At 70.1% G+C, this 23,466-nt stretch carries 25 protein-coding genes; 20 read left to right on the forward strand and 5 right to left on the reverse strand.

Translation table 11 applies throughout. The features are described from left to right. Positions 1-3 precede the first annotated feature (3 nt). The 8 genes from urtD (at position 4) to FHY06_RS17985 (ending at position 8,087) form a co-directional block, all read left to right on the forward strand. On the forward strand, positions 4-786 hold the full coding sequence (gene urtD / locus FHY06_RS17950) for an urea ABC transporter ATP-binding protein UrtD (protein ID WP_260310543.1): 783 nt from the start codon (positions 4-6) through the stop codon (positions 784-786). 17 nt (positions 787-803) lie between these two features. Then, complete coding sequence (gene urtE / locus FHY06_RS17955) at positions 804-1,493, forward strand: urea ABC transporter ATP-binding subunit UrtE (RefSeq protein ID WP_184605940.1); 690 nt, start codon at positions 804-806, stop codon at positions 1,491-1,493. A 78-nt stretch (positions 1,494-1,571) separates the two neighbouring features. After that, positions 1,572-2,609: an aliphatic amidase gene (locus FHY06_RS17960; protein WP_126183487.1), complete on the forward strand. Its 1,038-nt coding sequence runs from the start codon at positions 1,572-1,574 to the stop codon at positions 2,607-2,609. Between the two features lie 11 nt (positions 2,610-2,620). After that, a complete protein-coding gene (locus FHY06_RS17965; RefSeq protein WP_184605941.1) occupies positions 2,621-3,631 on the forward strand; it encodes an alpha/beta fold hydrolase in 1,011 nt (336 codons plus the stop codon). Beyond that, entirely contained in the window at positions 3,628-4,446 is an 819-nt protein-coding gene (locus tag FHY06_RS17970) for a CbbQ/NirQ/NorQ/GpvN family protein (protein WP_184605942.1), read from the forward strand. Before FHY06_RS17965 ends, FHY06_RS17970 begins: the two co-directional genes overlap by 4 nt. Then, positions 4,443-6,083, forward strand: a complete 1,641-nt coding sequence (locus FHY06_RS17975) for a nitric oxide reductase activation protein NorD (RefSeq protein WP_221404305.1) — start codon at positions 4,443-4,445, stop codon at positions 6,081-6,083. Before FHY06_RS17970 ends, FHY06_RS17975 begins: the two co-directional genes overlap by 4 nt. A 60-nt stretch (positions 6,084-6,143) precedes the next feature. Continuing rightward, the gene (locus FHY06_RS17980; RefSeq protein ID WP_184605943.1) at positions 6,144-7,298 is read left to right on the forward strand and encodes a transporter substrate-binding domain-containing protein; all 1,155 of its coding nucleotides are present in this window, start codon (positions 6,144-6,146) and stop codon (positions 7,296-7,298) included. A gap of 141 nt (positions 7,299-7,439) precedes the next feature. Beyond that, positions 7,440-8,087, forward strand: coding sequence for an ANTAR domain-containing response regulator (locus tag FHY06_RS17985; protein WP_126183492.1), 648 nt, complete (start codon positions 7,440-7,442; stop codon positions 8,085-8,087). A gap of 18 nt (positions 8,088-8,105) precedes the next feature. Here FHY06_RS17985 and FHY06_RS17990 read toward each other — a convergent pair whose 3' ends face one another. After that, entirely contained in the window at positions 8,106-8,999 is an 894-nt protein-coding gene (locus FHY06_RS17990; RefSeq protein ID WP_019653500.1) for a LysR family transcriptional regulator, read from the reverse strand. A gap of 106 nt (positions 9,000-9,105) precedes the next feature. Here FHY06_RS17990 and FHY06_RS17995 point away from each other — a divergent pair, with 106 nt between their 5' ends. The 3 genes from FHY06_RS17995 (at position 9,106) to FHY06_RS18005 (ending at position 11,412) form a co-directional block, all read left to right on the forward strand. Beyond that, complete coding sequence (locus FHY06_RS17995) at positions 9,106-9,300, forward strand: YjiS-like domain-containing protein (RefSeq protein WP_026346273.1); 195 nt, start codon at positions 9,106-9,108, stop codon at positions 9,298-9,300. A 62-nt stretch (positions 9,301-9,362) separates the two neighbouring features. Beyond that, positions 9,363-11,054, forward strand: a complete 1,692-nt coding sequence (locus FHY06_RS18000) for a hypothetical protein (RefSeq protein WP_184605944.1) — start codon at positions 9,363-9,365, stop codon at positions 11,052-11,054. A gap of 25 nt (positions 11,055-11,079) precedes the next feature. Next, positions 11,080-11,412, forward strand: a complete 333-nt coding sequence (locus FHY06_RS18005; RefSeq protein WP_126183494.1) for a hypothetical protein — start codon at positions 11,080-11,082, stop codon at positions 11,410-11,412. Between the two features lie 13 nt (positions 11,413-11,425). Here the strand turns inward: FHY06_RS18005 and FHY06_RS18010 are convergent, their stop codons facing one another. Then, positions 11,426-12,466, reverse strand: coding sequence for a LacI family DNA-binding transcriptional regulator (locus FHY06_RS18010; RefSeq protein WP_184605945.1), 1,041 nt, complete (start codon positions 12,464-12,466; stop codon positions 11,426-11,428). A gap of 130 nt (positions 12,467-12,596) precedes the next feature. On the opposite strand from FHY06_RS18010, the gene FHY06_RS18015 reads away from it, so the two are divergent. The 7 genes from FHY06_RS18015 (at position 12,597) to FHY06_RS18045 (ending at position 19,387) form a co-directional block, all read left to right on the forward strand. Then, on the forward strand, positions 12,597-13,463 hold the full coding sequence (locus FHY06_RS18015; protein ID WP_184605946.1) for a dioxygenase family protein: 867 nt from the start codon (positions 12,597-12,599) through the stop codon (positions 13,461-13,463). Between the two features lie 136 nt (positions 13,464-13,599). Continuing rightward, complete coding sequence (locus FHY06_RS18020; protein ID WP_184605947.1) at positions 13,600-14,364, forward strand: SDR family NAD(P)-dependent oxidoreductase; 765 nt, start codon at positions 13,600-13,602, stop codon at positions 14,362-14,364. After that, a complete protein-coding gene (locus FHY06_RS18025; protein ID WP_184605948.1) occupies positions 14,361-15,251 on the forward strand; it encodes a beta-keto acid cleavage family enzyme in 891 nt (296 codons plus the stop codon). Before FHY06_RS18020 ends, FHY06_RS18025 begins: the two co-directional genes overlap by 4 nt. Positions 15,252-15,254: 3 nt before the next feature. Continuing rightward, entirely contained in the window at positions 15,255-16,262 is a 1,008-nt protein-coding gene (locus FHY06_RS18030; RefSeq protein WP_260310505.1) for a quinone oxidoreductase family protein, read from the forward strand. Between the two features lie 29 nt (positions 16,263-16,291). Further along, a complete protein-coding gene (locus FHY06_RS18035; RefSeq protein WP_019653509.1) occupies positions 16,292-16,648 on the forward strand; it encodes a cupin domain-containing protein in 357 nt (118 codons plus the stop codon). Between the two features lie 65 nt (positions 16,649-16,713). Further along, the gene (locus FHY06_RS18040) at positions 16,714-17,703 is read left to right on the forward strand and encodes a tripartite tricarboxylate transporter substrate binding protein (RefSeq protein WP_019653510.1); all 990 of its coding nucleotides are present in this window, start codon (positions 16,714-16,716) and stop codon (positions 17,701-17,703) included. A gap of 1 nt (position 17,704) precedes the next feature. Further along, a complete protein-coding gene (locus FHY06_RS18045; protein ID WP_184605949.1) occupies positions 17,705-19,387 on the forward strand; it encodes an amidohydrolase in 1,683 nt (560 codons plus the stop codon). Positions 19,388-19,400: 13 nt separating this feature from the next. Here the strand turns inward: FHY06_RS18045 and FHY06_RS18050 are convergent, their stop codons facing one another. The 3 genes from FHY06_RS18050 to FHY06_RS18060 are packed head-to-tail and all read right to left on the reverse strand — an operon-like array spanning position 19,401 to position 21,797. Next, complete coding sequence (locus tag FHY06_RS18050; RefSeq protein WP_051127556.1) at positions 19,401-20,024, reverse strand: uracil-DNA glycosylase family protein; 624 nt, start codon at positions 20,022-20,024, stop codon at positions 19,401-19,403. Further along, the gene (locus tag FHY06_RS18055) at positions 19,996-20,823 is read right to left on the reverse strand and encodes an isocitrate lyase/PEP mutase family protein (protein ID WP_184605950.1); all 828 of its coding nucleotides are present in this window, start codon (positions 20,821-20,823) and stop codon (positions 19,996-19,998) included. The genes FHY06_RS18050 and FHY06_RS18055 overlap by 29 nt, the downstream gene beginning before the upstream one ends. Before the next feature lie 56 nt (positions 20,824-20,879). Then, entirely contained in the window at positions 20,880-21,797 is a 918-nt protein-coding gene (locus tag FHY06_RS18060) for a LysR substrate-binding domain-containing protein (RefSeq protein WP_184605951.1), read from the reverse strand. Between the two features lie 137 nt (positions 21,798-21,934). On the opposite strand from FHY06_RS18060, the gene FHY06_RS18065 reads away from it, so the two are divergent. Beyond that, positions 21,935-22,807, forward strand: a complete 873-nt coding sequence (locus FHY06_RS18065) for a fumarylacetoacetate hydrolase family protein (protein WP_184605952.1) — start codon at positions 21,935-21,937, stop codon at positions 22,805-22,807. Positions 22,808-22,842: 35 nt separating this feature from the next. Next, positions 22,843-23,457 (forward strand): VOC family protein, encoded by a 615-nt coding sequence (locus FHY06_RS18070; RefSeq protein ID WP_184605953.1) that lies wholly within the window; start codon positions 22,843-22,845, stop codon positions 23,455-23,457. Positions 23,458-23,466: the final 9 nt, after the last annotated feature.

The following is a 23,466-nucleotide window of genomic DNA, read 5'->3' on the forward strand; positions in this document are numbered from 1 at the left end:
ACGATGCCCAGCGGCAGCCTGCCGCAGGCCGCTTCGGCGGCGCCGCCTTCCCGCGAGCAGATCCTGCGCGTGGAAGACCTCACCGTGTCCTTCGACGGCTTCAAGGCGGTGGACGGCCTGAGCCTCTCGGTCGAGCGCAACGAGCTGCGCGTGATCATCGGCCCGAATGGCGCGGGCAAGACCACGCTGCTCGACATGGTGTGCGGCAAGACCAGGCCCAGCTCCGGCCGCGTGCTGTTCAACGGCGCCGACCTCGCCCGCATGAACGAGCACGAGATCGTGCGCGTCGGCGTGGGCCGCAAGTTCCAGACGCCCTCGGTCTACGAAGACCTCACGGTGCTGGAGAACTTCGAGATCTCGCTGCCGCGCATGCACGGCCTGCTTCAGTCGCTGACCTTCCGCCGCACGGCGGCGCTGCGCGAGCGCATCGACGCGATGGCGGCCGAGGTGTTCCTGCTCGACCAGCTCGAGCGCCGCGCGGGCCAGCTCAGCCACGGCCAGAAGCAATGGCTGGAGATCGGGATGCTGCTGATGCAGGAGCCCGAGCTGCTTCTGCTCGACGAGCCCGTGGCCGGCATGAGTCCGCGCGAGCGCGAGCAGACCGGCGACCTGCTGCGACGCATCGCGTCAGGCAAGTCGCTGGTGGTGATCGAGCACGACATGGACTTCGTCAAGCGCATCGCGCACCGCGTGACGGTGCTGCACCAGGGTCGTCTCCTGAGCGAGGGAACGGCCGCCGAGGTGCAGGCGGACCCGCGCGTGATCGACGTCTACCTCGGCCACTGAACACGGGAGGAAAGCGAATGCTCGAAGTTTCCGGACTGAACGTGGCCTACGGCGAGTCGCAGGTGATCCGCGACGTGTCGCTGCATGTGGCGCCCGGCGAAGCGGTCGCCGTCATGGGCCGCAACGGCATGGGCAAGACCACCCTGCTGAAGTCGCTCATCGGCCTGCTGCCCGCGCGCGGCGGGCACATCCGCCTGGGCGGCGCCGACATCACCGCGCTGCCCAGCTACCGGCGCGTGGCGCAGGGCCTGGCCTTCGTTCCGCAGGGGCGCATGGTGTTCCCCTTCCTCACGGTGGAGCAGAACATCCTCTCGGGCGCCGCGAACTCGGGCCACCGCACGGTGCCCGACTACCTCTACCGGTTCTTCCCGGTGCTCAGGGACATGAGGCAGCGCAAGGCCGGCAACCTCTCGGGCGGCCAGCAGCAGATGCTGGCGATCGCCCGCGCACTGATCTCCGAGCCGAAGCTGCTGATCCTCGACGAGCCGACCGAGGGCATCCAGCCTTCGATCATCAAAGAGATCGCGCAGACGCTGAACGTGCTGCGCGCGGAGCGCGGCTTCGCCATCGTGGTGTCGGAGCAGGTGCTGAGCTTCGCGCTCGACCTGGCCGACCGCTTTCTCGTCATCGACCGCGGGCGCCTCGTGCACGACGAAGCGCGCGCGACGCTCGACCAGGACAAGGTCCGGTCGTTCCTGACCGTCTGAAGGTACGAATGAACCTGCTGCGCACCTTCACGGCCCCATCACTCCCATTCCCTTCAACTACCTTTCAGGAGCAGTCCCATGAGACACGGTGATATTTCGAGCAGCAACGATTGCGTGGGCGTCGCGGTCGTCAACTACAAGATGCCCCGCCTGCACACCAAGGCCGAGGTGCTGGACAACGCGCGCAAGATCGGCGAGATGCTGGTCGGCATGAAGAAGGGCCTGCCGGGCATGGACCTGGTGGTGTTCCCCGAGTACTCCACGCACGGGATCATGTACGACGCCAAGGAGATGTACGACACGGCCGCCACCGTGCCCGGCGAGGAGACGGCCATCTTCGCCGACGCCTGCCGCCGCGCCAACGTGTGGGGCGTGTTCTCGCTGACCGGCGAGCGCCACGAGGAGCACCCGAACAAGGCGCCCTACAACACGCTGATCCTCATGAACAACAAGGGCGAGATCGTCCAGAAGTACCGCAAGATCATGCCGTGGGTGCCCATCGAGGGCTGGTATCCGGGCGACTGCACCTACGTGAGCGAAGGCCCCAAGGGCATGAAGATCAGCCTGATCATCTGCGACGACGGCAACTACCCCGAGATCTGGCGCGACTGCGCGATGCGCGGCGCCGAGCTCATCATCCGCTGCCAGGGCTACATGTACCCCGCCAAGGAGCAGCAGATCATGGTGTCGAAGGCCATGGCATTCATGAACAACACCTACGTGGCGGTGGCCAACGCGGCGGGCTTCGACGGCGTCTACTCGTACTTCGGCCACTCGGCGCTCATCGGCTTCGACGGCCGCACGCTGGGCGAATGCGGCGAGGAGGAGATGGGCATCAACTACGCCGAACTCTCCATGGGCCTGATCCGCGACGCGCGCAAGAACGGCCAGTCGCAGAACCACCTTTTCAAGCTGGTGCACCGCGGCTACACCGGCACCATCAACTCGGGCGACGGCGACAAGGGTGTGGCGGCCTGCCCGTACAACTTCTACACGAAGTGGATCAACGACCCCGAGGGCACGCGCGAGATGGTGGAGTCGTTCACGCGAAGCACGGTCGGCACGCCCGAATGTCCGATCGAGGGCATTCCGAACGAGCCGGCAAAGCACCGCTGAGCCGCCGCCCCATGGACTACGAGATCTTCGAACTCGGCGACGTCGTGCTGCAGCGGGGCGCCACCCTGCGCGGCGCGAAGCTCGCCTACAAGACCTACGGCACGCTCAATGCCGACAAGAGCAACGTCATCGTCTACCCCACCTGGTATTCGGGGCAGCACTACGACAACGAGTGGCTCATCGGCCCGGGCATGGCGCTGGACCCGACGAAGTACTTCATCATCGTGCCCAACATGCTGGGCAACGGGCTGTCGTCCTCGCCGAGCAACACGCCGGAGCCCTACAACCTCTCGCGTTTTCCGAACGTCACGCTCTACGACAACGTGACACTGCAGCACCGGCTGGTGACCGAGAAGTTCGGCATCGAACACATCGCCCTGGTGGTGGGCTGGTCGATGGGCGCCCAGCAGACCAACCAGTGGGGCTGCCTGTATCCCGACATGGTCCGGCGCATCGCGCCCTTCTGCGGCTCGGCGAAGACGGCGCCGCACAACATCGTGTTCCTCGAGGGCGTGAAGGCGGCGCTCACGGCCGATGCCGCGTGGAACGGCGGCTGGTACACCACGCCGCCGTCGAAGGGCCTGCGCGCGGTGGGCCGCGTGTACGCCGGCTGGGGCCTGTCGCAGCCCTTCTACATGCAGCAGCTGTGGCGCGAGCTGGGCTTCAGTTCGCTCGAGGACTTCCTGGTCGGCTACTGGGAAGGCTTCTTCCTGAAGAAGGACGCGAACAACCTGCTGGCGATGCTGTGGTCGTGGCAGCACGGCGACATCAGCGACAACCCGGTGTTCAAGGGCGACTTCAAGAAAGCGCTCGGCGCGATCAAGGCGCGCGCCATCGTGATGCCGGCCGAGCGCGACCTGTACTTTCCGGTGGCCGACAACGAGTGGGAGGTGTCGCACATGCCGAAAGCCGAGTGCCGTCCGATCCCGGGCGTGTGGGGCCACTTCGCGGGCGGCGGCAGCAGCCCCGCCGACACCCGCTTCATCGACGACGCGCTGAAGGAACTGCTCGCCACGCCATGAACGCACCCGTGCACGATCCGCTCGCGGCCTACCGCATCGAATCCGAGCCCTTCTATCGGCCTGCGGGCAACGAGGTGGCGCTGTACCGGCAGGCCTATCGCCACCGCATGCCGCTGATCCTCAAGGGCCCGACCGGCTGCGGAAAGACGCGCTTCGTCGAGCACATGGCGTGGTCCCTCGGCAGGCCGCTGGTGACGCTCGCCTGCAACGAGGACATGACCGCGTCCGACCTCGTGGGGCGCTACCTGCTCGACGCCAACGGCACCGCCTGGCACGACGGGCCGCTGACGCTGGCGGTGCGGCACGGCGGCATCTGCTACCTCGACGAGGTGGTGGAGGCGCGGCAGGACACGACCGTGGTGATCCATCCGCTGACCGACGCGCGCCGCATCCTCCCGCTCGACAAGAAGGGCGAGCTGGTGCACGCGCATCCCGACTTCCAGCTGGTGGTGTCGTACAACCCGGGCTACCAGAGCAGCGCGAAGGACATGAAGCCCTCGACGCGCCAGCGCTTCGCGGCGCTGGAGTTCGACTACCCCGAAAGCACGCTCGAGGCGGAGATCGTCGCGCACGAGGCCGGGGTCAGCCTCGATCTCGCGGCCAGGCTGGTGGCCATCGCGCGCTGCTCGCGCGAGCTGAAGCATCGCGGACTGGACGAGGGTGTCTCGACGCGCATGCTGATCTACGCGGGCGTGCTGATCCGCGACGGCGTGACGCCGCGCGAGAGCTGCGAGATGACGATGACGCGCGCACTGACCGACGACCCCGACATGGCGAGCGCGCTGCAGGGCTTCGTCGAGGCGCAGTTCGGATGAACGAAGGGCACGGCGGCCTGGGTGCGCTGGCGCTGCTGGCGCGCGGCCTGGCCGGCATCGACGTGGAGGTGCAGACCCTGCCCGGCGCGCGCCCCGTGCTCGCAGGCCGCAGGCTGCTGCTGCCGGCAAGCGCCAGCGCGCCGGGCCTGCGCCGCGCCATGGTCGTCCATGCGGTCGCGCACCTGCGCCACTCGCAGCCCGCGCGTCCGGCACACGCGCTCAGGCCCATGGGCATCGCCATCGTCTCGGCCATCGAGGACGCGCGCGTCGAACGCCTGCTGTGCCGCGACTTCCCCGGCCTTCACGGCTGGTTCGCCGCGTCGCTGCCGCCGGTGCCCGATGCGCTCGACCTGGGCTTCGCCGCGCTCGTCTCGCGCATGGACCGGCTGCTGCTGCTGCCCGCCTCGCAGGACGACAACCACTGGGTGAACAAGGCGCGCCGCCTCTTCGAGGAGACCGCCGCCCGCGTCGGCCTGGAGGACTACGACGCCTTCCGCGCCATCGCCTCGATCCTCGCCAACGACCTGGGCCAGATGCGCGTGCGCTTCGAGCCCCAGGACTACGTCGTGCCCGCGCCCTGGCGCGACGACAACAGCTACCTGTGGGATTTCGCCGAGACGCAGACCGCGCCCGACGAAGCCATCGCGCTCCAGCAGTCGGGCGCCCGGCCGGCACCGCCGCCTCCCGATGCGCAGGACGAAGGCGGCGCCCTGCCGCCGGATGCCGCGGGCGACATCGAGCTCGGCCGCTACACGTACCCCGAATGGGACCGCAAGCTCGAACGCCTGCGCCCCGACTGGTGCACGGTGATCGAGAAGCTGCCGGCATGGCAGGGCCTGCTGCCCGCGCGTGAGCAGGCCGCGCCCGGCAACGAGCGTGTTGCGCCGCTCGCCCTGCCCCGCGCGCGCCACCTCGACCGCACGCACCGCCTGCGCCGGCAATGGGAAGGCGACGACATCGACCTGAACGCCGCCATCGAGGTGCTGGTCGACCGCCGCCTGAGGCTGCGGCCCGATGCGCGCCTGTTCATGCGGCCGGGCAAGGGCCCGCGCCCGTCGAGCGTTCTGGTGCTGCTGGACCTGTCGGCCTCCGCCAACGACCCGGGGCCGCATGCGGCTTCGCTGCTCGACATCGAGAAACAGGCCGCGCTGATGCTGGCCGCGTCGAACGCGCGCGGCATCGACCGGCTTGCGATCCACGGCTTCTCGTCGAACACGCGCGCCGAGGTGTACTACTACCGCCTGCTCGAGCCAGGCTTGCCGCTGGACGAGCCCGCGCGCACCATGATCGGCGCGCTGCGCGGGCGCTACTCGACCCGCATGGGCGCCGCGCTGCGCCACGCCACCTCGCTGATGCGCGCCGAGCCGCCGGGCCAGCGCGCGGTACTGCTGGTGACCGACGGCGCGCCCGCCGACATTGACGTGCACGATCCGCGCTACCTGATCGAGGATGCCCGACAGGCCGTCGCCGAGGCCCGCGAGGCCGGCGTGCGCGCCGCCTGCATCGCCGTGGACGGCGCGGCCGACGCCTACGTGCGGCGCATCTTCGGCTGGCGCGACTATTGCATCGCCGACGACGCGCGCAGCCTGCCCGCCCGGCTCGCACGCATGAGTGCACGGCTCGCCGCCGCCCGCTGATGCGCCGACCGACACGCCGCTCGAAGACTATGATGATTCGACACCCCAGGAGACTTCAGCGTGGCTGACAAGGACCCCATACGCGTCGGCATCCTCTACTCGGAAACCGGCGTCACATCGACCATCGGACTCTCGCAGCTGCAGGGCGCGCTGCTCGGCATCGAGGAGATCAACGCGGCCGGCGGCGTGGACGGCCGCGAGATCGTCGCCGTGCGCTACGACCCGCAATCCAACCCCGCGCGCTACGCACAGCTCGCCGAGAAGCTGATCGTGCAGGACCGGGTCAACGTGATCTTCGGCTGCTACATGTCGAGCAGCCGCAAGGCCGTGATCCCGGTCATCGAGAAGTGGAACAAGCTGCTCTTCTACCCGACGCTCTACGAGGGCTTCGAGTACTCGGGCAACGTGATCTACACCGGCGCCGCGCCCAACCAGAACAGCGTGCAGCTGGCCGAGTTCATGACCACGAACTTCGGCGCGCGGGTGTACCTGATCGGCTCCGACTACATCTACCCCTACGAGTCGAACCGCATCATGGGCGAGCTGGTGATGCAGCGCCCCGGCAGCGAGAAGCTGGGCGAGCGCTACGTGGCGCTGGACGCGAACGAACGCGACTACCGGGCCATCATGGACGACATCCGCGACAAGCGGCCCGACTTCATCTTCTCGACCGTGGTGGGCGACTCCACCGCGAGCCTGTACCGCGCCTACGCCGAGGCTGGCTTCGACCCGAAGACCATGCCCATCGCCAGCCTCACGACCTCGGAGGCCGAGATATCCCAGATGGGCCACGGCGTGGCGACCGGGCACTTCACGGCGGCGCCGTATTTCCAGTCGATCGACTCGGCCGCCAACCGGCGCTGCCTGGCGATGCTGCGCGCGCGCTTCGGCGACGGCTGCGTGCCCAACCTGTGCTGGGAGGCGTCCTACTTCCAGATGCACATCTTCGCCAACGCCTACCGGCAGGCGGGCAGCGATGGCATTGCGGAGATCCTTCCGCACATCCTGGGCAGCGAGTTCGACGCGCCGCAGGGTCTGGTGAAGATCGACCCGACCAACCACCACACCTGCCTGTACCCGCGCATCGGCCGGGTCGACGCGCACGGCCAGTTCACCATCGTGCGGCAGGCCACGCGGGCGGTGTACCCCGACCCCTATCTCGTCACCCACTCGCTGGGCGACTGGACGGCCAAGCTCGACACCCTGGAGGTCTAGCATGGGCTCTCGCGCTTCTGTTCTCATGCGCAGCTGTTCGGGGCACGATCACGCCGACGGGGGACATTCGCGGAGGGGAGTACCCGGTGGCCTGTGCACGCACCCCGGACAAAGGCACCCCAAACAAGAGAAGGCCTGAAAGTGGACGGCACAGCCCCCAAACGGCACACCCTGCGCGTCACGCCCCCGCAGCTGAAGGAGCTGCGGCTGCTGAAGATCGCGGTGATCCACCCCGACGACAGCGACGGCCGCCAGCTGACGCAGCAGCTGCAGCGCATCGGCTGCCAGGTGCAGGCCTTCTGGCCGCCGGTGCAGGTACTGCCCGAGGGCATCGACGTGGCCTTCATGGCGGTACAGCCCGACTTCATCAACATGCGCTTCGAGTGGACGAAGAGCGAGGACGCGCCGGCCATCATCGCGGTGGTGACCTACGAGAACCCGACGATCATCGAGGCCGTGCTGGAGATCGGCGCCAAGGCGGTGTTGCCGTCGCCGGTGCGCTCGTTCGGGCTGTTCTCGGCCCTGGTGGTGGCGCGCGAGGCGCACAAGGAGGCGCGCTCGCTGGCCAAGCGGCTGCGCAAGGTCGAGGCCAAGCTGCTGGGCCAGCGCCGCATCGCCGAGGCCAAGGCGATCCTGATGAAGACGCACGACGTGTCGGAAGGCCAGGCCTACGACCTGATCCGCGACCAGGCCATGAGCAAGCGCACGACCACGGAAGAGATCGCCACGGCCATCGTCAACGCCAACGAGATCCTCTCGCTGGGCATGCGCAAGCCCGACGGCGCCTGACCCGCGGCAGGCCGCCAGTCAGGCCTGGCTGAAGCTCTTGAGCACCTCGAGCACGCTCAGCGTGGCACCGTCGAGCAGCGCATGCTGGCGGTGCGCGATGCCCACGCGGCGCGTGAGCTTGGGGCTCACGGGCAGGATCTGCATGCGGTCGTTGCCGGGCACGAGGTCGGTCGACTGCTGCAGCGGCAGCAGCGCCGCGCCGTAGCCGGCTGACACCAGGCTGCGCATGGCGGCGTCGTAGTTGAGCTCGATGCGCGCACGCGGCGCGAAGCCGGCGGCGGCGAACCACTCCATCGTGAGGCGGTACATGTGCGTGGTCGCCTCGTTGAAGATCAGTGGCTGCGCCGCGAGCCACGCGGGCGTCACGCGCTTCGGCGCCTTCCAGCGGCGCGGCACGAAGGCCATCATCGGCTGCTCGCACCAGGGCGTGACGACGATGCCGCGCAGCGGCGGCTGCGGAATGGCGACCAGGCCGATGTCGAGCGTGCCCGCGGCCAGCCGCTCCATGGCCTCGAAGGAGCCGCGGATGCTCACCTCCACGTCGATGCCCGAGTGCTCCGCGCCCAGCGCCTCCAGCACCTGCGGCAGCAGGTCGACCAGCACGCCGGTGGAAGTGCCCAGCCGCACGCGGCCCACCCGCCCCTCGGCCTGCCGCTTGACCGCCTCCACCGCGTCGTCGGTGTCGCGCAGCAGCTTGCGCCCGCGCTCCACCAGCGCGGCGCCCGCCGCCGTCGGCGTGATGCGCCGGTTGCCCCGCAGCACCAGCGGTGCGCCCAGGCGCGCTTCGAGCTCGCTGATGTGCAGGCTCACCGTGGGCTGTGCGAGGTGCAGCGCCTTGGCGGCGGCCGAGAAGGTACCGAGGTCGACGATCGCGATGAGGGTGCGCAGTTGGTCGAGGTTGAGCTGTCGCATCGGGAAATGACTGCTATCAGGAAAACTGATTGAGAGTCTCAGGATTCTCAACTTCCACAATAGCATGCCCGGCGGGAAGATGGGCCCACCAACCAAGGAGCCCATCGTGACCGCGCCGAAGCCAACGTCCTTTCACCAACGCCTGATCCATGCCCTGCGCGGCTGGCGCCGCCGCGTGGTGAATCGCCGCCGCGCGCGCCTCGATTCGCGGCAGCTCGCCGGCATGAGCGAGCACGAGCTTCGCGACCTGGGCATCGGGCGCAGCGAGGTGCCGCGGCTGCTGGACGAGCACAGGTACTGAGGCCACGCGCCGCACGGCATCTTCTTCCGTGGCGCCCCTGTTTTGAGGTTCAAATCGGGGGCGTGCCCAAGTCAGCTCCACACGCCAACCAGGTCTTCATCGAACTCACCTCGCCGCAGTCGGTGAACGGCCGCCGCGCGGCCTTCCAGTCGCTGTGGCTGCTGGTGCGCATGCAGCATGCCCACGAGGCCGGAGCCGGCGTGGTTCGGCTGGCCGACCTGCGCGGCGAGGTGTCCGACGCCAGCACCCTGCGTATGGTGGTGAGCCGTGCATTCCGCGACTTCAAGGCCTGGGGCATCGATGCCGGCTGGGGCGAGGACACGCAGCGCGAGCCCCGCTTCCTGAACGCCGAGCGGCGCAGCCAGGGCCCCTTCTGGCTGCCTGCCGCGGAGGCGAAGCGCGTGCGCGTGCTGGTGGAAGGCCGCGGGGCCACCGCTGCCGAGATCGCCTCGTTCCTCGGACTGCGCTCCCGCAGCCATCGGCAGGCCGCCGGTTCGCCGCCGCCCGACGCGGTGCACCTGCAGGACGCCGCCTTCTGGAAGCAGCTCGTCGCCTCGCAGCAGGCGGCGCGGCAGGGGCGGCTGATGGCACCCGTGGCGGGCGAGAAGGCCGGCGAGAACGCGGGCGGCAGCGCGCTCGAATCGATCCGCCTGGCCGGCACACTCGCCGCCACCGACTTCCAGCGCGCGCTGGTCACGCTCAACGAGGCGATGCTGTGGCGCCGCCTCGGCGACAACGAGCAGGCGCGGCGCCGGCTGCAGGCGCTCAAGAAGCAGCGGCTCGCGCACCACGTGGCGGGCAACGACTACCTGGGTGCGATGGAGTGCATCGTCTCCGCGTGGTGCGCCTACACCGCGCGCGACCTGCCGCTGGCGCAGTCGCTGTTGAGCGGCATGGCCGAGGACGCGGTGCGCGCCCTGGTTCTGCGCCACCACCCCGACGTGCGATTCGAGTGGTGCAACCTGTGGGCGCTGGCCTGCCGCTCGCGTGCGCTGGCGCTCGCGGCCGACGACAAGCCCGCCGCCGCCGCGCTGGCGGAGGAGTCGCTGCAGCGCTTCGGCGAGGCGCTGGCGGCGGCGTTCGAGTCGCACTCCTTCGACGCGGCGCAGCACGTGGCGGCCAACATGGGCATGGCCGCGTGGCTCTTCGACCGCGTGGGCCTCGCCGACCTTCCCGCACTGGCGCACGACGGCAACACCGACACCACCCGCCGCGCGGTGCAGTGGATCGCCTTCAGCGAATGGCTCTGCGGCCACACCGACGGCCAGGGCCGCTCGGCATGGAACGCGATCTACCTGATGCGTATCGCGCGCGGCCACTGCCGGCCGGAGCGGCAGCCCACGCTCGCGCAGTTCCGCGCGCAGAAGCCGCTGGACCCGACCGCCATCTCGAAGCTCGCCGGCCCGCTGGCCGATGCCTTCGATTCCACCCACTGGCCCGCGCGCTGGGTGCAGGTGGCGCAGGCGCGGCTGGCCGACCACCAGGCCGGGCGCCGACGCTACCCGGGCCTGCAGCACTGCAGCCTGCTGTTCGAGCACGCCTGGTACGCGGCGCATGCGGGCGAGCTGAAGGCCGCCGAGCAATCGCTGGCGCTGCTGCGCGAGGCGCTGCCGCAGCTGGTGCCCAGCGACCGCGCCTACTTCACCGAGTCGTGGAACGACCAGCTGCCGGCCGAGCTGGTGCTGGAAGCAAAGCCGCCGCGCCGTCCCGCCGCCCGCAGGAAACCCACGCAGCGCGCGGCTGTGGCACGCTAGCCGGATACGTCGTTCTCATCCGAGCATGTCCGACAAGCCCAACGACCCCATCGACCTCGCCGCGCACCGCGAACGCCGCGCGCGGCTGCAGCAGCAGCGCCTGCGGGACGGGCGGCGCGACGCCGACCCGCCGCCGCCGGAGCCCGGTCCCGACGAGGTGCCCTGCGCACGGTGCGGGGAGCTCATCTACGGCAAGGTGCGGCAATGCCCGCACTGCGGCGTGCACTTTCTCGGCGGCGCCGCAGTCTTCGCGCCGAAGCCGAAGATGTCGCTGCGCACCAAGTGCATCGTCGTGCTGGTCACGCTGCTGCTGCTCTACATGGGCCTGAGCGACGACATCGCTCGCTGGTGGTGGTAGCGGCAGCGGGGGCTCAGCGCGTGCCTGCCGGCGCGGCGGTCGACTGGCGCACCACCAGCTCGGGGCGCAGCACCACGGTCGATGCCGACATCGAATGGCCGTCGATCTCCTCGAACAGCATCTCGGCCGCGCGCCAGCCCAGCTCGCGGTGCGGCAGGCGGATGGTGGTGAGCGGCGGGGCGACCATGTCGACCAGCGGCATGTCGTTGTGGCCGGTGACCGAGATGTCCTGCGGCACGCGCAGGCCTGCCTCGCGCAGCGCGTCGTAGGCGCCCAGCGCGACCAAGTCGTTGCAGCACACCACGGCCTGGGGCGCGGCGCCGGCCGCGAGCATCTGCTTCATCGCCTCGGCGCCGGCCTCGCGGCTGTAGCTCGCGCACTCCACCACGCGGAAAGGCTTCATGCGGTGGTCACGCAGCGCCTGCTCCACGCCCAGGCGCCGGCCCACGCCGGTGGGAATGGTCTGCGGGCCCGCGAGGTGCGCGATGCGCTTGTGGCCCAGGCCCACGAGGTGGTCGACCGCGAGCTTCATCGCGAGCCGGTCGTCGCTGACGACCGCCGGCAGGCGGCCGGTCTCGTCGGCGCGGTTGACCAGCACGGCCGTCATGCCGGCCCTGGTGACGAAGTCGACCAGCGGATCGTCGCGCGTGGCGGTGGCCATGACCACGCCGTCGACGCGCTGCGCCAGCATGCGCTCCAGCACCGGCCGCGCGAGTGAGTGGTCGACCACGTTGGTGACGAACACGAAGTAGCCGCGCGCGGCGGCGCTGGCCTCGATGCCCTGCAGGATCGGCGGGAACACCGCGTTGGTGATGTCGGGCACCAGCACGCCGATGGTGTGGGTGCGCCCCGTGCGCAGCGCCGAGGCCGCGCGGTTGGGCCGATAGCCCAGGCGCTGCGCCGCCTCCTCGACCACGCGCAGCACCTCCTCGCTGATCAGCGAGCGCTTCTCGGGGCTCAGCGCGCGCGAGACGGTGGACACGTGCACGCCGGCGGCGCGGGCGACGTCGCGGATGGTGACGGGCGAAGACGAGGCGGATGGGTTGGCGGCCATTAGTGCAAACGATTGTCGCAGGGGGCATCGGCTCAGGTCGGCTTTCTGCCATTTGAAGACCCCGGATCACCTCCATTTTACTTTTTGGCGATTTGGACTAATATCGTGCAAACGATTGCAAAGACTTGCCATGAACATCGCCACCTCCCCCCGCTCGGTGCTGGGCCATGTGCTCGACGCCATGAGACACACGCCCGACCCCAGGCTGCGCACCGTGATGGAAGCGGTCACCCGCCACCTGCACGCGCTGGTGCAGGAAGTGAAGCTGACGGAAGAGGAGTTCGAGCAGGCGCTCGAATTCATCGTCGCCATCGGCCAGGCCACCGGCGAGACCAAGAACGAGGTGGTGCTGGCAGCGGACATCCTGGGCGTGTCGACCGTGGTCGCGCTGCAGAACAACCAGGACCCGCAGGGCGAGTCGCCGGCCGCGCTGCTCGGCCCCTTCTGGCGCGCGAACGCGCCGGCCTGCGTCCAGGGCGAGAACATCGCCCGCTCGGGCACGCCGGGCACCCCGCTGGAGGTGACGGGCACGGTGCGCGACCGCGAGGGCCGGCCGGTGGAAGACGCCACGGTCGATGTGTGGCAAGCCTCGCCCGTCGGCCTTTACGAGAACCAGGACCCGTCGCAGGAGAACATGAACCTGCGCGGGCGCTTTGCTACCGATGCCGAGGGCCGCTTCCACTTCCGCAGCGTGCGCCCGGCCGGCTACCCGGTGCCGACCGACGGCCCCTGCGGCGTGCTGCTGCGCGCGCAGAAGCGCCACCCCAACCGGCCCGCGCACCTGCACTTCATGGTGAGCAAGCCGGGCCACAAGGTGCTGATCACGCAGGTGTTCGCCGACGACGACGAGAACCTCGAGAGCGACCCGACCTTCGGCGTGACGCGCCGGCTGATCGGCCGCTTCGCGCTCGCACCCGACGGAAAGAGCGCCTCGCTGCATCACGACTTCGAGCTCGAACCCGGCGAGATGAAGTTCCCCCGTCCACCGATACCTTGACCACCCCCAGGCTCCGCGCACTTCGTGTCGCTTCGCCAACCCCCTTCGAGGGGGCAACACCGGCGGCCCGGCAAAGCCGGTTCCGCGGTGTTCCGCGAAACGGCATCGCCCCCATCAACCCACTCTTCCCAAATCCATGAGCTTCGACCCAGTCTCCAGACTCGACGGCAAGGTTGCCGTCATCACCGGCGGCCTCGGCGCCATCGGCTATGCCACCGCCAGGCGCCTTGCCGCGCTGGGCGCCACCTGCGTGCTGCTGCACCGCAAGGGCGACGATGCCGCGGCCCGCGCGGCCGCCCTGCCCTCCGCCAATGGCCAGCGCCACGCGGCGATCCGCGCCGACATCGTCGACACGCCGAGCCTCGTCGCCGCCGCGGCCGAGGTGAAGGCCACGCTCGGACGCTGCGACATCCTCGTCAACAGCGCGGGCCACACGAAGCCGGTGCCGGCCGCCGACCTCGACGCGCTGACCGACGAGCTCATCGACGACATCGTGCGCTCCAACTTCCGCGGCGTGTTCGCCACCATCCGCGCCTTCGCGCCGCTGCTGAAGGCGAGCGGCGACGGCCTCGTGGCCAACATCTCGTCGATCGCGGGCTTCACGGGCGTGGGCAGCAACCTCGCCTACGTGGCGGCCAAGGCCGGGCTCGACGTGGTGGGCGATGCGCTGGCCAAGGCGCTGGCACCCGTCGTGCGCGTGGTGTCGGTCTCGCCGGGCGCGGTGGAATCGGGCTTCGTGCCGGGGCGCGGCGCGGAGTTCGCCAGCAAGATGGCAAGCACCACGCCGCTGGGCCGCATCGGCCAGCCCGAGGACGTGGCCGCCACGGTCGAGGCGCTGGCCACCACCATGCGCTTCGTGACCGGCACGCGCATCGTGGTCGACGGAGGGCGCCACCTGTGAGCACCACCAAGACACTCATCACCTGCGCCGTCACGGGCAACCTCGTGAAGCCGGAGCAGACGCCGCACCTGCCGATCACGCCGGTGCAGATCGCCGACGAATGCCTGGCCGCCGCCGAGGCCGGCGCGAGCCAGGTGCACATCCACGTGCGCAACCCGGAGACCGGCAAGCCGTCGATGGAAGTCGAGCTGTACCGCGAGGTGGTGGACCGCATCCGCCGCGGCAACCGCGAGCTGATCGTCAATCTCACGACCGGCCCCGGCGGGCGCTTCATTCCCAGCGAGGACGACCCGAAGGTCGCCGCGCCCGGTACCACGCTGCTGCCGCCCGAGAAGCGCGTGGAGCACATCGCGCTCATCAGGCCCGACGTGTGCTCGCTCGACCTGAACACCATGAACTCCGGGCCCGACGTGGTCATCAACACGCCGCGCAACGTGCGGCGCATGGCCAAGGTGATGCGCGAGGCGGGCGTGAAGCCCGAGCTGGAGATCTTCGACTCGGGCGACATCAACCTCGCGCTCGACCTCATCGCCGACGGCACGCTCGAGGGGCCCGCCATGTGGACCTTCGTGCTCGGCGTGAAGTACGGCTTCGCGCCCACGCCCGAGACGCTGCTCTACGCACGCAACATGCTGCCGCGCGGCGCCTTCTGGAGCGCCTTCGGCATCGGCCGCATGGAGTTCCCGATGGTCGCGCAGGCCTGGCTGCTGGGCGGCCACGTGCGCGTGGGGATGGAAGACAACATCTACCTGGAGAAGGGCGTGCTCGCCGAGAGCAACGCGCAGCTGGTGGCGAAGGCGCGCGACATCCTCGTGAGCCTGGGCGGTGAAGTCGCCAACCCGCGCGAGGCCCGCGCGATGCTGGGCCTGCCCGATGCGAGGAGCTGAACGATGAGCGCAGCAGCCATGCACACCGCCCACAGCCCGCGCGCACTGCGCGTGAACGGGAAAGCCGCCGACCTCGACGCATTGCGGCTCGAAGCGGCACCGCAGGCCGAGCCGGTGCCGCCGCCCGGCCATGCCGTGGTGCGCATCGCCGCCGCGGCGGTGAACCCCAGCGACGTGAAGGCCACGTTGGGCCTCATGCCGCAGGCCGTGTGGCCGCGCACCCCGGGCCGCGACTTCGCGGGCACCGTGGTGAGCGGGCCTTCTGAGTGGATCGGCCGCGAGGTCTATGGCTCCGGCGGCGACGTCGGCATCACGCGCGACGGCTCCCATGCGCGCTACCTGGTGCTGCCCGAGCAGGCGCTGCGCGCCAAGCCGCGCGGCATCTCGATGGACGAGGCCGGCGCGGTGGGCGTGCCCTTCGTCACCGCCTACGAAGGCTTCCGCCGCAGCGGCATGCCGCAGGCCGGCCAGACGGTGCTGGTGCTGGGCGCCAACGGCAAGGTCGGGCAGGCTGCGGTGCAGCTCGCCTCGCAGGCCGGCGCGCGCGTGATCGCGGTGCAGCGCCGCGCCGGGCCGTTCGAGGGCTTCGCGAGCGGCCCGGTGGACACGATCGACGCGCGCCACCATGCCGACGTGGGCGCGCGGGTGCGCGAACTCACCGACGGACGCGGCGCGAACATCGTCTACAACACCGTGGGCAGCGCCTACTTCGAGGCGGCCAACAAGGCGATGGCCAAGGGCGCGACGCAGATCTTCATCGCCACGCACGACCGCGCGGTGCCCTTCGACATCTTCGCGTTCTACCGCGGCATGCACACCTACGTGGGCATCGACTCGCTGGCGATGGACTGCGTCGCCAGCACCGCCCAGCTCGACGCGATGCGCGAGGGCTTCGAGCGCGGCACGCTCAAGCCCTTCCCGGTGGCGCGCCACTTCACGCTCGACGAGGCGCACGAGGCCTACCGGCTGGTGCTCTCGGGCAGCACCGACCGCGTCGTGCTGCGGCCCTGAAGGCCCCGAACACTTTCCGGAGCACACCCATGCACGTCACCCGCTTCGCCGAGGCGCCGCACTACGAGGCGCCCAACCATTTCGACATGCGCTGCCTGCGCCTGCAGGGCAAGGAAGCCGGCCCGTCCACGCAGATGTGGATGGGCATGAGCCAGATCCTGCCCGGCGGCCGCACCGGCCTGGACGGCTCGCCGATGGAAAAGCTCTACCTCGTGCTCGAAGGACAGCTGCACATGGTCGGCGAGATCGACGGCACCCGCCAGGAAGAAGTGCTGGGCCCCTACGACAGCTGCCGCTTCGCGCCCGGCGAGAAACGCCAGCTGGAGAACCGCGGCAACCGCCCCGTGCTGGTGGCGCTCGTGATGCCGAACGCGCCGCCGGCATAGCGCCCCTTCCCTCTCTTTCCCGGTCATTCATCGCTCAACCAAATAGATCAACGGAGACAAGACGCATGAAGAAGACTTTCAACTGGAGCCGGCGGCAGACGCTTGCCGCGGCGGCGGCCCTCGCGGCCTGCGCGCTCACCGGCGCCCACGCGCAGGGGCCGTGGCCCGGCACGCAGGCGGTGAGGCTGGTCGTGCCCTTCACCGCCGGCAGCGGCACCGACATCGTCGCGCGCCTGGTGGCCGAGAAGCTAGGGCCCGCGCTGGGCACCAGCGTGATCGTGGACAACAAGCCCGGTGCTGGCGGCACGCTGGGCGCAGCCATCGTGGCCAAGGCGCCGGCCGACGGCTACACGCTGCTGGTGCACTCCGCCGGCCACCTCGTGAACCCGTGGATCTACAAGGGCCTGTCGTACGACACCATCAAGGACTTCACAGGCATCACGCCGATGGCCAGCCTGCCGAACGTGCTGGTGACCGCGCCCTCGCACTTCGCCGACGTGAAGGACCTCGTCGCCAAGGCGAAGGCCAAGCCCGGCGGCTTCAACTACGGCTCCGCCGGCAACGGCTCGGCCACGCACATGAACGCCGAGGTGTTCCGCCTCGCGGCCGGCGTCGATGCGCAGCACGTGCCCTTCCGCGGCACGCCCGAGGCCATGACCGAGGTGATGGCCGGGCGCGTCGACTGGTTCTTCGCGCCCATGGTGTCGGCTCTGCCGCTGATCCAGACCGGCAGGCTGCAGGCGCTGGCCGTGGGCACCGGCAAGCGCTCGTCGGCGCTGCCCAGTGCGCCCACCACGGTGGAAGCCGGTGTGCCGGGCTCGGAGTACCTGTTCTGGGTCGGCCTGTTCGCGCCGGCGAAGACGCCTCAGCCGGTGGTCGACCGCCTGCAGGCCGAGGTCGCGAAGATCATGACGTCGCCCGAGCTGAAGGAGCGCCTGGAGAAGCTGGGCGCCGAACCGTTCACGATGCCTTCGGCGCAGTTCAACAAGTTCATCGTCGATGAGACGGCGAAGGCACAACAGGTCGTGAAGGCCGCCAGCATCAAGGTCGACTGACATGGCACCACGCACACTCCTGTCGGCGGCGGCCATCGCCGCCAGCCTGCTGCTGCCCGTCGCCGCGCAGGCGCAACCGGCCGACCTCGTCGTCACGAACGCGAAGATCGCCACGCTCGATACCGCCGGCACCATGGCGCAGGCGATCGCGGTGCGCGACGGCCGCATCGTGGCCGTCGGCAGCGCCGCGCAGATGGGCGCCTTCACGAGCCCCGCGACGCGCACCGTCGATGCGGGCGGCCGCACGGTCGTTCCGGGCCTGATCGACTCGCACATGCATGCGGTGCGCGCGGCGCTGAGCTACTCCACCGAGGTGAACTGGATCGGCGCCGGCACCATCGCCGAAGCGATGGCGCGCATCCGCACCGCGGCCGCCAATGCGCGCCCCGGCGGCTGGCTGATCGTGGCCGGCGGCTGGACCGAGCAGCAGTTCGCCGAGCGCCGCCGCCCCACGCTGGCCGAGCTGCAGGAAGCGGCGCCGAACAACCCGGTGTACGTGCAGCTCTTCTACGAAGCGGTGGTGATGACGCCCAAGGCGCTGGAGGCGCTGGGCGTCGCGCCCGGCACGCTGCCCGCCGGCATGAAGCCGACGCCCGACGGCGCGCCGGGGTGGATGAGCGGCGACATCGTCGGCATCTCCGCGCTCTTCGACAAGCTGCCCAAGCCCACCTACGACGACAACGTCGCCGGTACGCGCGCCTTCTTCACCGAGCTCAACCGCCTGGGCATCACCGGCCTGGTGGACCCGGGCGGCTTCAGCATCGCGCCTTCGCAGTACGCCGCGCTCTTCCAGCTGTGGCGCGAGAAGGCGCTGACGCTGCGCGTGGCCTACAGCGTGTTCGCGCAGAAGCCCGGCGCGGAGCTGCAGGAGTTCCGCGACCTCACGCAGATGCTGCCGATGGGCTTCGGCGACGACATGCTCAAGTTCAACGGCCTGGGCGAACGCGTGACGCTCGCGATGTACAACAACAACTTCCCCGACGAGGCCGCGAAGGCGAAGTTCTACGAGCTCGTGAAGTGGGCCGCCATGAAGAAGATGGGCGTCACCATCCACTGGCAGGAGAACGGCTCGGTCGACCATCTGCTGGGGCTGTACGAGAAGCTGAACGCCGAGGTGCCGATCAGGGACCTGCGCTGGTCCATCGCCCACCTCGACGACGCCTCGCCCGAGACGCTCGCGCGCATGAAGGCGCTGGGCATCGGCTGGACCATGCAGGACGCGATGTACTTCCAGGGCGACCGCGCGCTGGCCGTGCGCGGCGAGGCGGCGCGGCGCATGCCGCCCATCGGCACCGCGCTGCGCGCAGGCGTGAACATCGGCGCCGGCACCGACGCGCACCGCGTGGCCTCGTACAACCCCTTCGTCGCGCTGCAGTGGATGCTCGACGGCAAGACGGTGAGCGGCAAGGCCATGCGCGGCGCCGACGAGACGCCCACGCGCGAGCAGGCGCTGCGCCTGTACACGCAGGGCAGCGCGTGGTTCAGCTTCGACGAAGGCAGGCGCGGCACGCTCGAAGTGGGCAAGCTCGCCGACTTCGCCGTGCTCGACCAGGACTTCTTCAGCGTGCCGCTGGAACGCATCGGCAAGACCACGTCGCTGATGACGGTGGTGGGCGGGCGCGTGGTGTATGCGGCGCGGCCCTTCGCTGCTGCGGCAGGCGCCTCGGTGGCCACGGCGCCCTGAGCTCCGCCTTCGCTCAGGTCCCGAGCGCGTGCCGCACCCGCTCGCGCAGCACGGGCAGCACGTCGCTCTCGAACCACGGATGGTGCTTGAGCCAGCCCGTATTGCGCGGCGACGGATGCGGCAGCGGGACGAAGCGCGGCGCGTAGTCGGCGAAGGCCTGCACGGTCTCGGTGACGCCCGCGTGCGCCTTCCTGCCGAGGAAGTGGCGCTGCGCGTACTGGCCGATGAGCAGCGTCAGCTCGACCTGCTTCATCTGCGCGAACAGCTTCTCGTGCCACAGCTGCGCGCATTCCCTGCGTGGCGGCAGGTCGCCGCTCCTGCCGCGGCCGGGATAGCAGTAGCCCATCGGCACGATCGCCACGCGCGAGGCGTCGTAGAACACCTCGCGCCCGATGCCGAGCCAGCGGCGCAGCTGGTCGCCGCTGCGGTCGTTCCACGGCACGCCCGTCTGGTGCACCGTGAGGCTGGGCGCCTGCCCGACGATCAGCAGCCTGGCGCCCGCGCCGGCCTGCACCACGGGCCGCGGGCCCAGCGGCAGGTGCAGCGCGCACGCGCGGCAGGCACGCACCTCGGCGAGCAGCGCGTCCAGGGCATCGGCGCGAAAGATCTCAATCGGCAAAGGGCTTGAAGAAGGCATTGAGCTCTGCGCCCGCCGCGGCGTCGGCGAAACCGTCGAAGCGGCCCTCGGCCAGCGTGCGCGCGGCGCGGATGAAGCCGCCCCAGGCCGCCCGCGCCAGCCCGCCGCCCACGCTGACGCGGCGCACGCCGAGCCCGGCGATGTCCTTCATCGTGAGTTCGCTCGGCGCGCCCACCAGCAGGTTGACCGGCTTGCCTCCGGCGGCGGCCACCACGGCGGCGATCTGCTCGCGCGTCTTGATGCCCGGCGCGTAGAGGCAGTCGGCCCCTGCGTTCGCGTAGGCCTTGAGCCGTGCGATGGCATCGTCGAGGTCGGGGCGGCCGGCGAAGAAGTTCTCGGCGCGGCCGACCAGCAGCACGTCGGCGCCCGATGCGTCGATGGCCTTGCGCGCGGCACGCAGGCGCTCCACCGCCACGTCGAGCGGAAAGAGCGGATCGGCGGCGTTGCCCGTCGAATCCTCGATGGACAGGCCCGCCACGCCCATCTCGATGGCGAGGCTCACGCTCTCGGCCACGCCCTCCGCATCGGCGGCGAAGCCGTTCTCGAAGTCGGCGTTCACCGGCAGGTCGGTGGCTTCGACGAGCTCGCGCAGGTGCGCGAGGATGTGCTCGCGCGACATCGCGCCGTCGGCGCGTCCCTGCGACCAGGCGAAGCCCGAACTGGTGGTGGCCAGCGCCTTGAAACCCAGGCCTTCGAGAAAGCGCGCGCTGCCCGTGTCCCAGGGGTTCGGAATGACGAAGCAGCCTTGTTCATGGAGGGCACGGAAGTCGGCGCGTTTCTGGTCGATGGTGCGGGTCATGGCGTGGGTCGGCTTTCTTTCTGTTGTTGCGCGGGGGGTGGATGCAGGAAGGGCGGTCAGGATACGCCGGCCTTCGCATCCGCAGCACCCGGCGGGTTTTGCAGCAGGTGGTCGATGAAGGCGCGCACCGCCGGCAGCATGCCGCGGCGCGATGCGAAGGCTGCCTGGATCTCGCTGGCCGCGCAGGCCCATTCGCCGCACAGGCGCACCAGGCGGCCGTCGGCAAGGGCGTCGCGGCACATGATCTCGGGCAGCAGCGCGAGCCCCATGCCCTGCTCGGCCAGGTGCCTCAGCGCGAACATGTCGTCGGTCACGACGTGCGGCGTGAAGGCGAAATCGTGCGACTCGCTGCCGCGCTCCAGAGCCCAGCGGTAGCGCTCGTTGTCCGCGGGCAGCGACAGCACCGGCCATGCGGCCAGGTCGCCGAGCGAGCGCGGCATGCCCAGCCGCTCCACCAGCGCGGGGCTCGCAAGCAGCACGTCGACTGTGCTGCCCAGCGGGCGCGCGACCAGGCTCGAATCCTCGAAGGGCGGGCGGCGCACGCGCAGCACCACGTCGATGTTCTCCTGCAGCGGATCAACGCGGCGGTTGCTCACCTCCAGCTGCAGCCGCACACCCGGATAGGCGCGCATGAAAGACGGGATCAGCGGCGTGAGCCAGAACTGCGCGAGCGTGAACGGGCAGCTCACGCGCAACAGGCCCTGCGGCTGCGCGGTGGCCTGGCGCGCCACGTCGAAGGCCTCTTCGCCCGCCGCCACTGTCGCCTGGCAGCGCTCGTAGAACTGCCGGCCCACGCTGGTGAGCAGCAGCCGCCGCGAACTGCGCTGCAGCAGGCGCACGCCGATGCGCTCCTCCAGCTGCGAGACGCGCCGGCTCAGGCGCGACTTCGGGATGCCGAGGTGCCGGCTCGCGGCGCTGAAGCCCTGCTGCTCCACCACGTGGGCGAAGAGGGCGAGGTCGTTGAAGTCTTCCATGTTGTCTCGTCGGGTCTTTCTCGTTCTTCTGGCGGAACGATCCGTTCTTTTCAGGCCGATTGCTCGGTGTTCGTTCCATCAGCATCATCGATCGCTCTCCGCCGGTCAACCGCCAACTTCACACCCGCACGCACGCCATGAAACTTGCCAGCTTCCACCATCGCGACAGGCTTCGCTTCGGCGTGGTCCGAAGCGACGATGCAGTCGCGGACCTGAGCGGGCAGCCCGGCGCGCCAGCGGGGCTGCTCGAACTGATCGCGCGTGGTGACGAGGGCATGGCCTGGCTGCAGGCGGTGCTGGCCGATGCGCCGCGCCTGGCCTTGTCGGACGTGCGGCTGGCGGCGCCGATTCCCGCGCCGCGCAAGTTCCTCGGGCTCGGTGGCAACTACGCCTCGCACCTCGAGGAAGCCGCGAAGCTCGGCCTGGTGCGGCCGCCGGGGCAGGTGTGGTTCAACAAGCAGGTGTCGTGCGTGGCCGGCCCTTTCGATGCGGTGCACAAGCCCCGCGTGTCCGACCAGTTCGACTACGAGGGCGAGCTGGGCCTGGTGATCGGCCGGCGCTGCCGCCACGTCCGCGCGGAGGACGCGATGGCGATGGTGGCCGGCTACGTGGTGGTCAACGACATGAGCGTGCGCGACTGGCAGATGCGCGCGCCGACGCACACGCTGGGCAAGTCCTTCGACACGCACGGCCCCTTCGGGCCCTGGCTGGTGACGCGCGACGAGATCGCCGATCCGCATGCGCTGCGGCTGCGCACCTGGGTCAACGGCGAGCTGCGGCAGGACGGCAACACGGCGCAGATGATCCACCGCATCGAGGCGATGCTGGTGGAACTGAGCACCGCCTTCACGCTGGAGCCCGGCGACGTGCTGAGCACCGGCAGCCCCGCCGGCGTCGGCGGCCTGATGGACCCGCCGCGCTACCTGATGCCGGGCGACGTGGTGCGGGTGGAGATCGAGGGCATCGGCCACATCGAGAACCGCGTGGTGGCCGAGCCCGGCGCCACCTGAGCGCACCGCCCTTCGAAGAAGAAAAGGAGACAGCCATGAACGACGAACCCGCCCTGCCCGCACGCCGCCCCCTGCCCGACTTCGCGCACACCGCACTGCGCCCGGTCAAGCTCGCGCACGTCGTGCTGCGCGTGGGCGATCTCGCCCGCTCGCGCGGCTGGTACATCGAAGTGCTGCAGGCACGCGTGGCCTTCGAGAACGACATGCTGTGCTTCCTGAGCTACGACGACGAGCACCACCGCATCGGCCTGGTCGCGCCGCCCGGGCTGAAGCACGAGGCCGACGCGAGCACGGGGCTGGAGCACATCGCCTTCACCTACGGTTCGCTCGGCGAGCTGCTGGCCAACCACCGGCGGCTGGCGGCGCGCGGCATCCGGCCCTACTGGTGCATCAACCACGGGCCGACGATCTCGATGTACTACCGCGACCCAGACGGCCACCGGCTGGAGCTGCAGCACGACGTGTTCGAGACGGCCGCGGAGGTCGACGCCTTCTTCGCCGGCGGCGCCTATGCCGAGAACTTCATGGGCGTGGTGTTCGACCCCAACGCGCTGGCCGCACGCTACGAGGCCGGCGAGCCGCTGGCTTCGCTCACCGCGCGGCCCCGGCTGCCGCAGGGCAAGGGGCCGTGGGACATGTTCGTGCCCTGAATTACAGGG

This window comes from Variovorax atrisoli, from assembly GCF_014195185.1.
GTDB lineage: Bacteria > Pseudomonadota > Gammaproteobacteria > Burkholderiales > Burkholderiaceae_C > Variovorax > Variovorax atrisoli.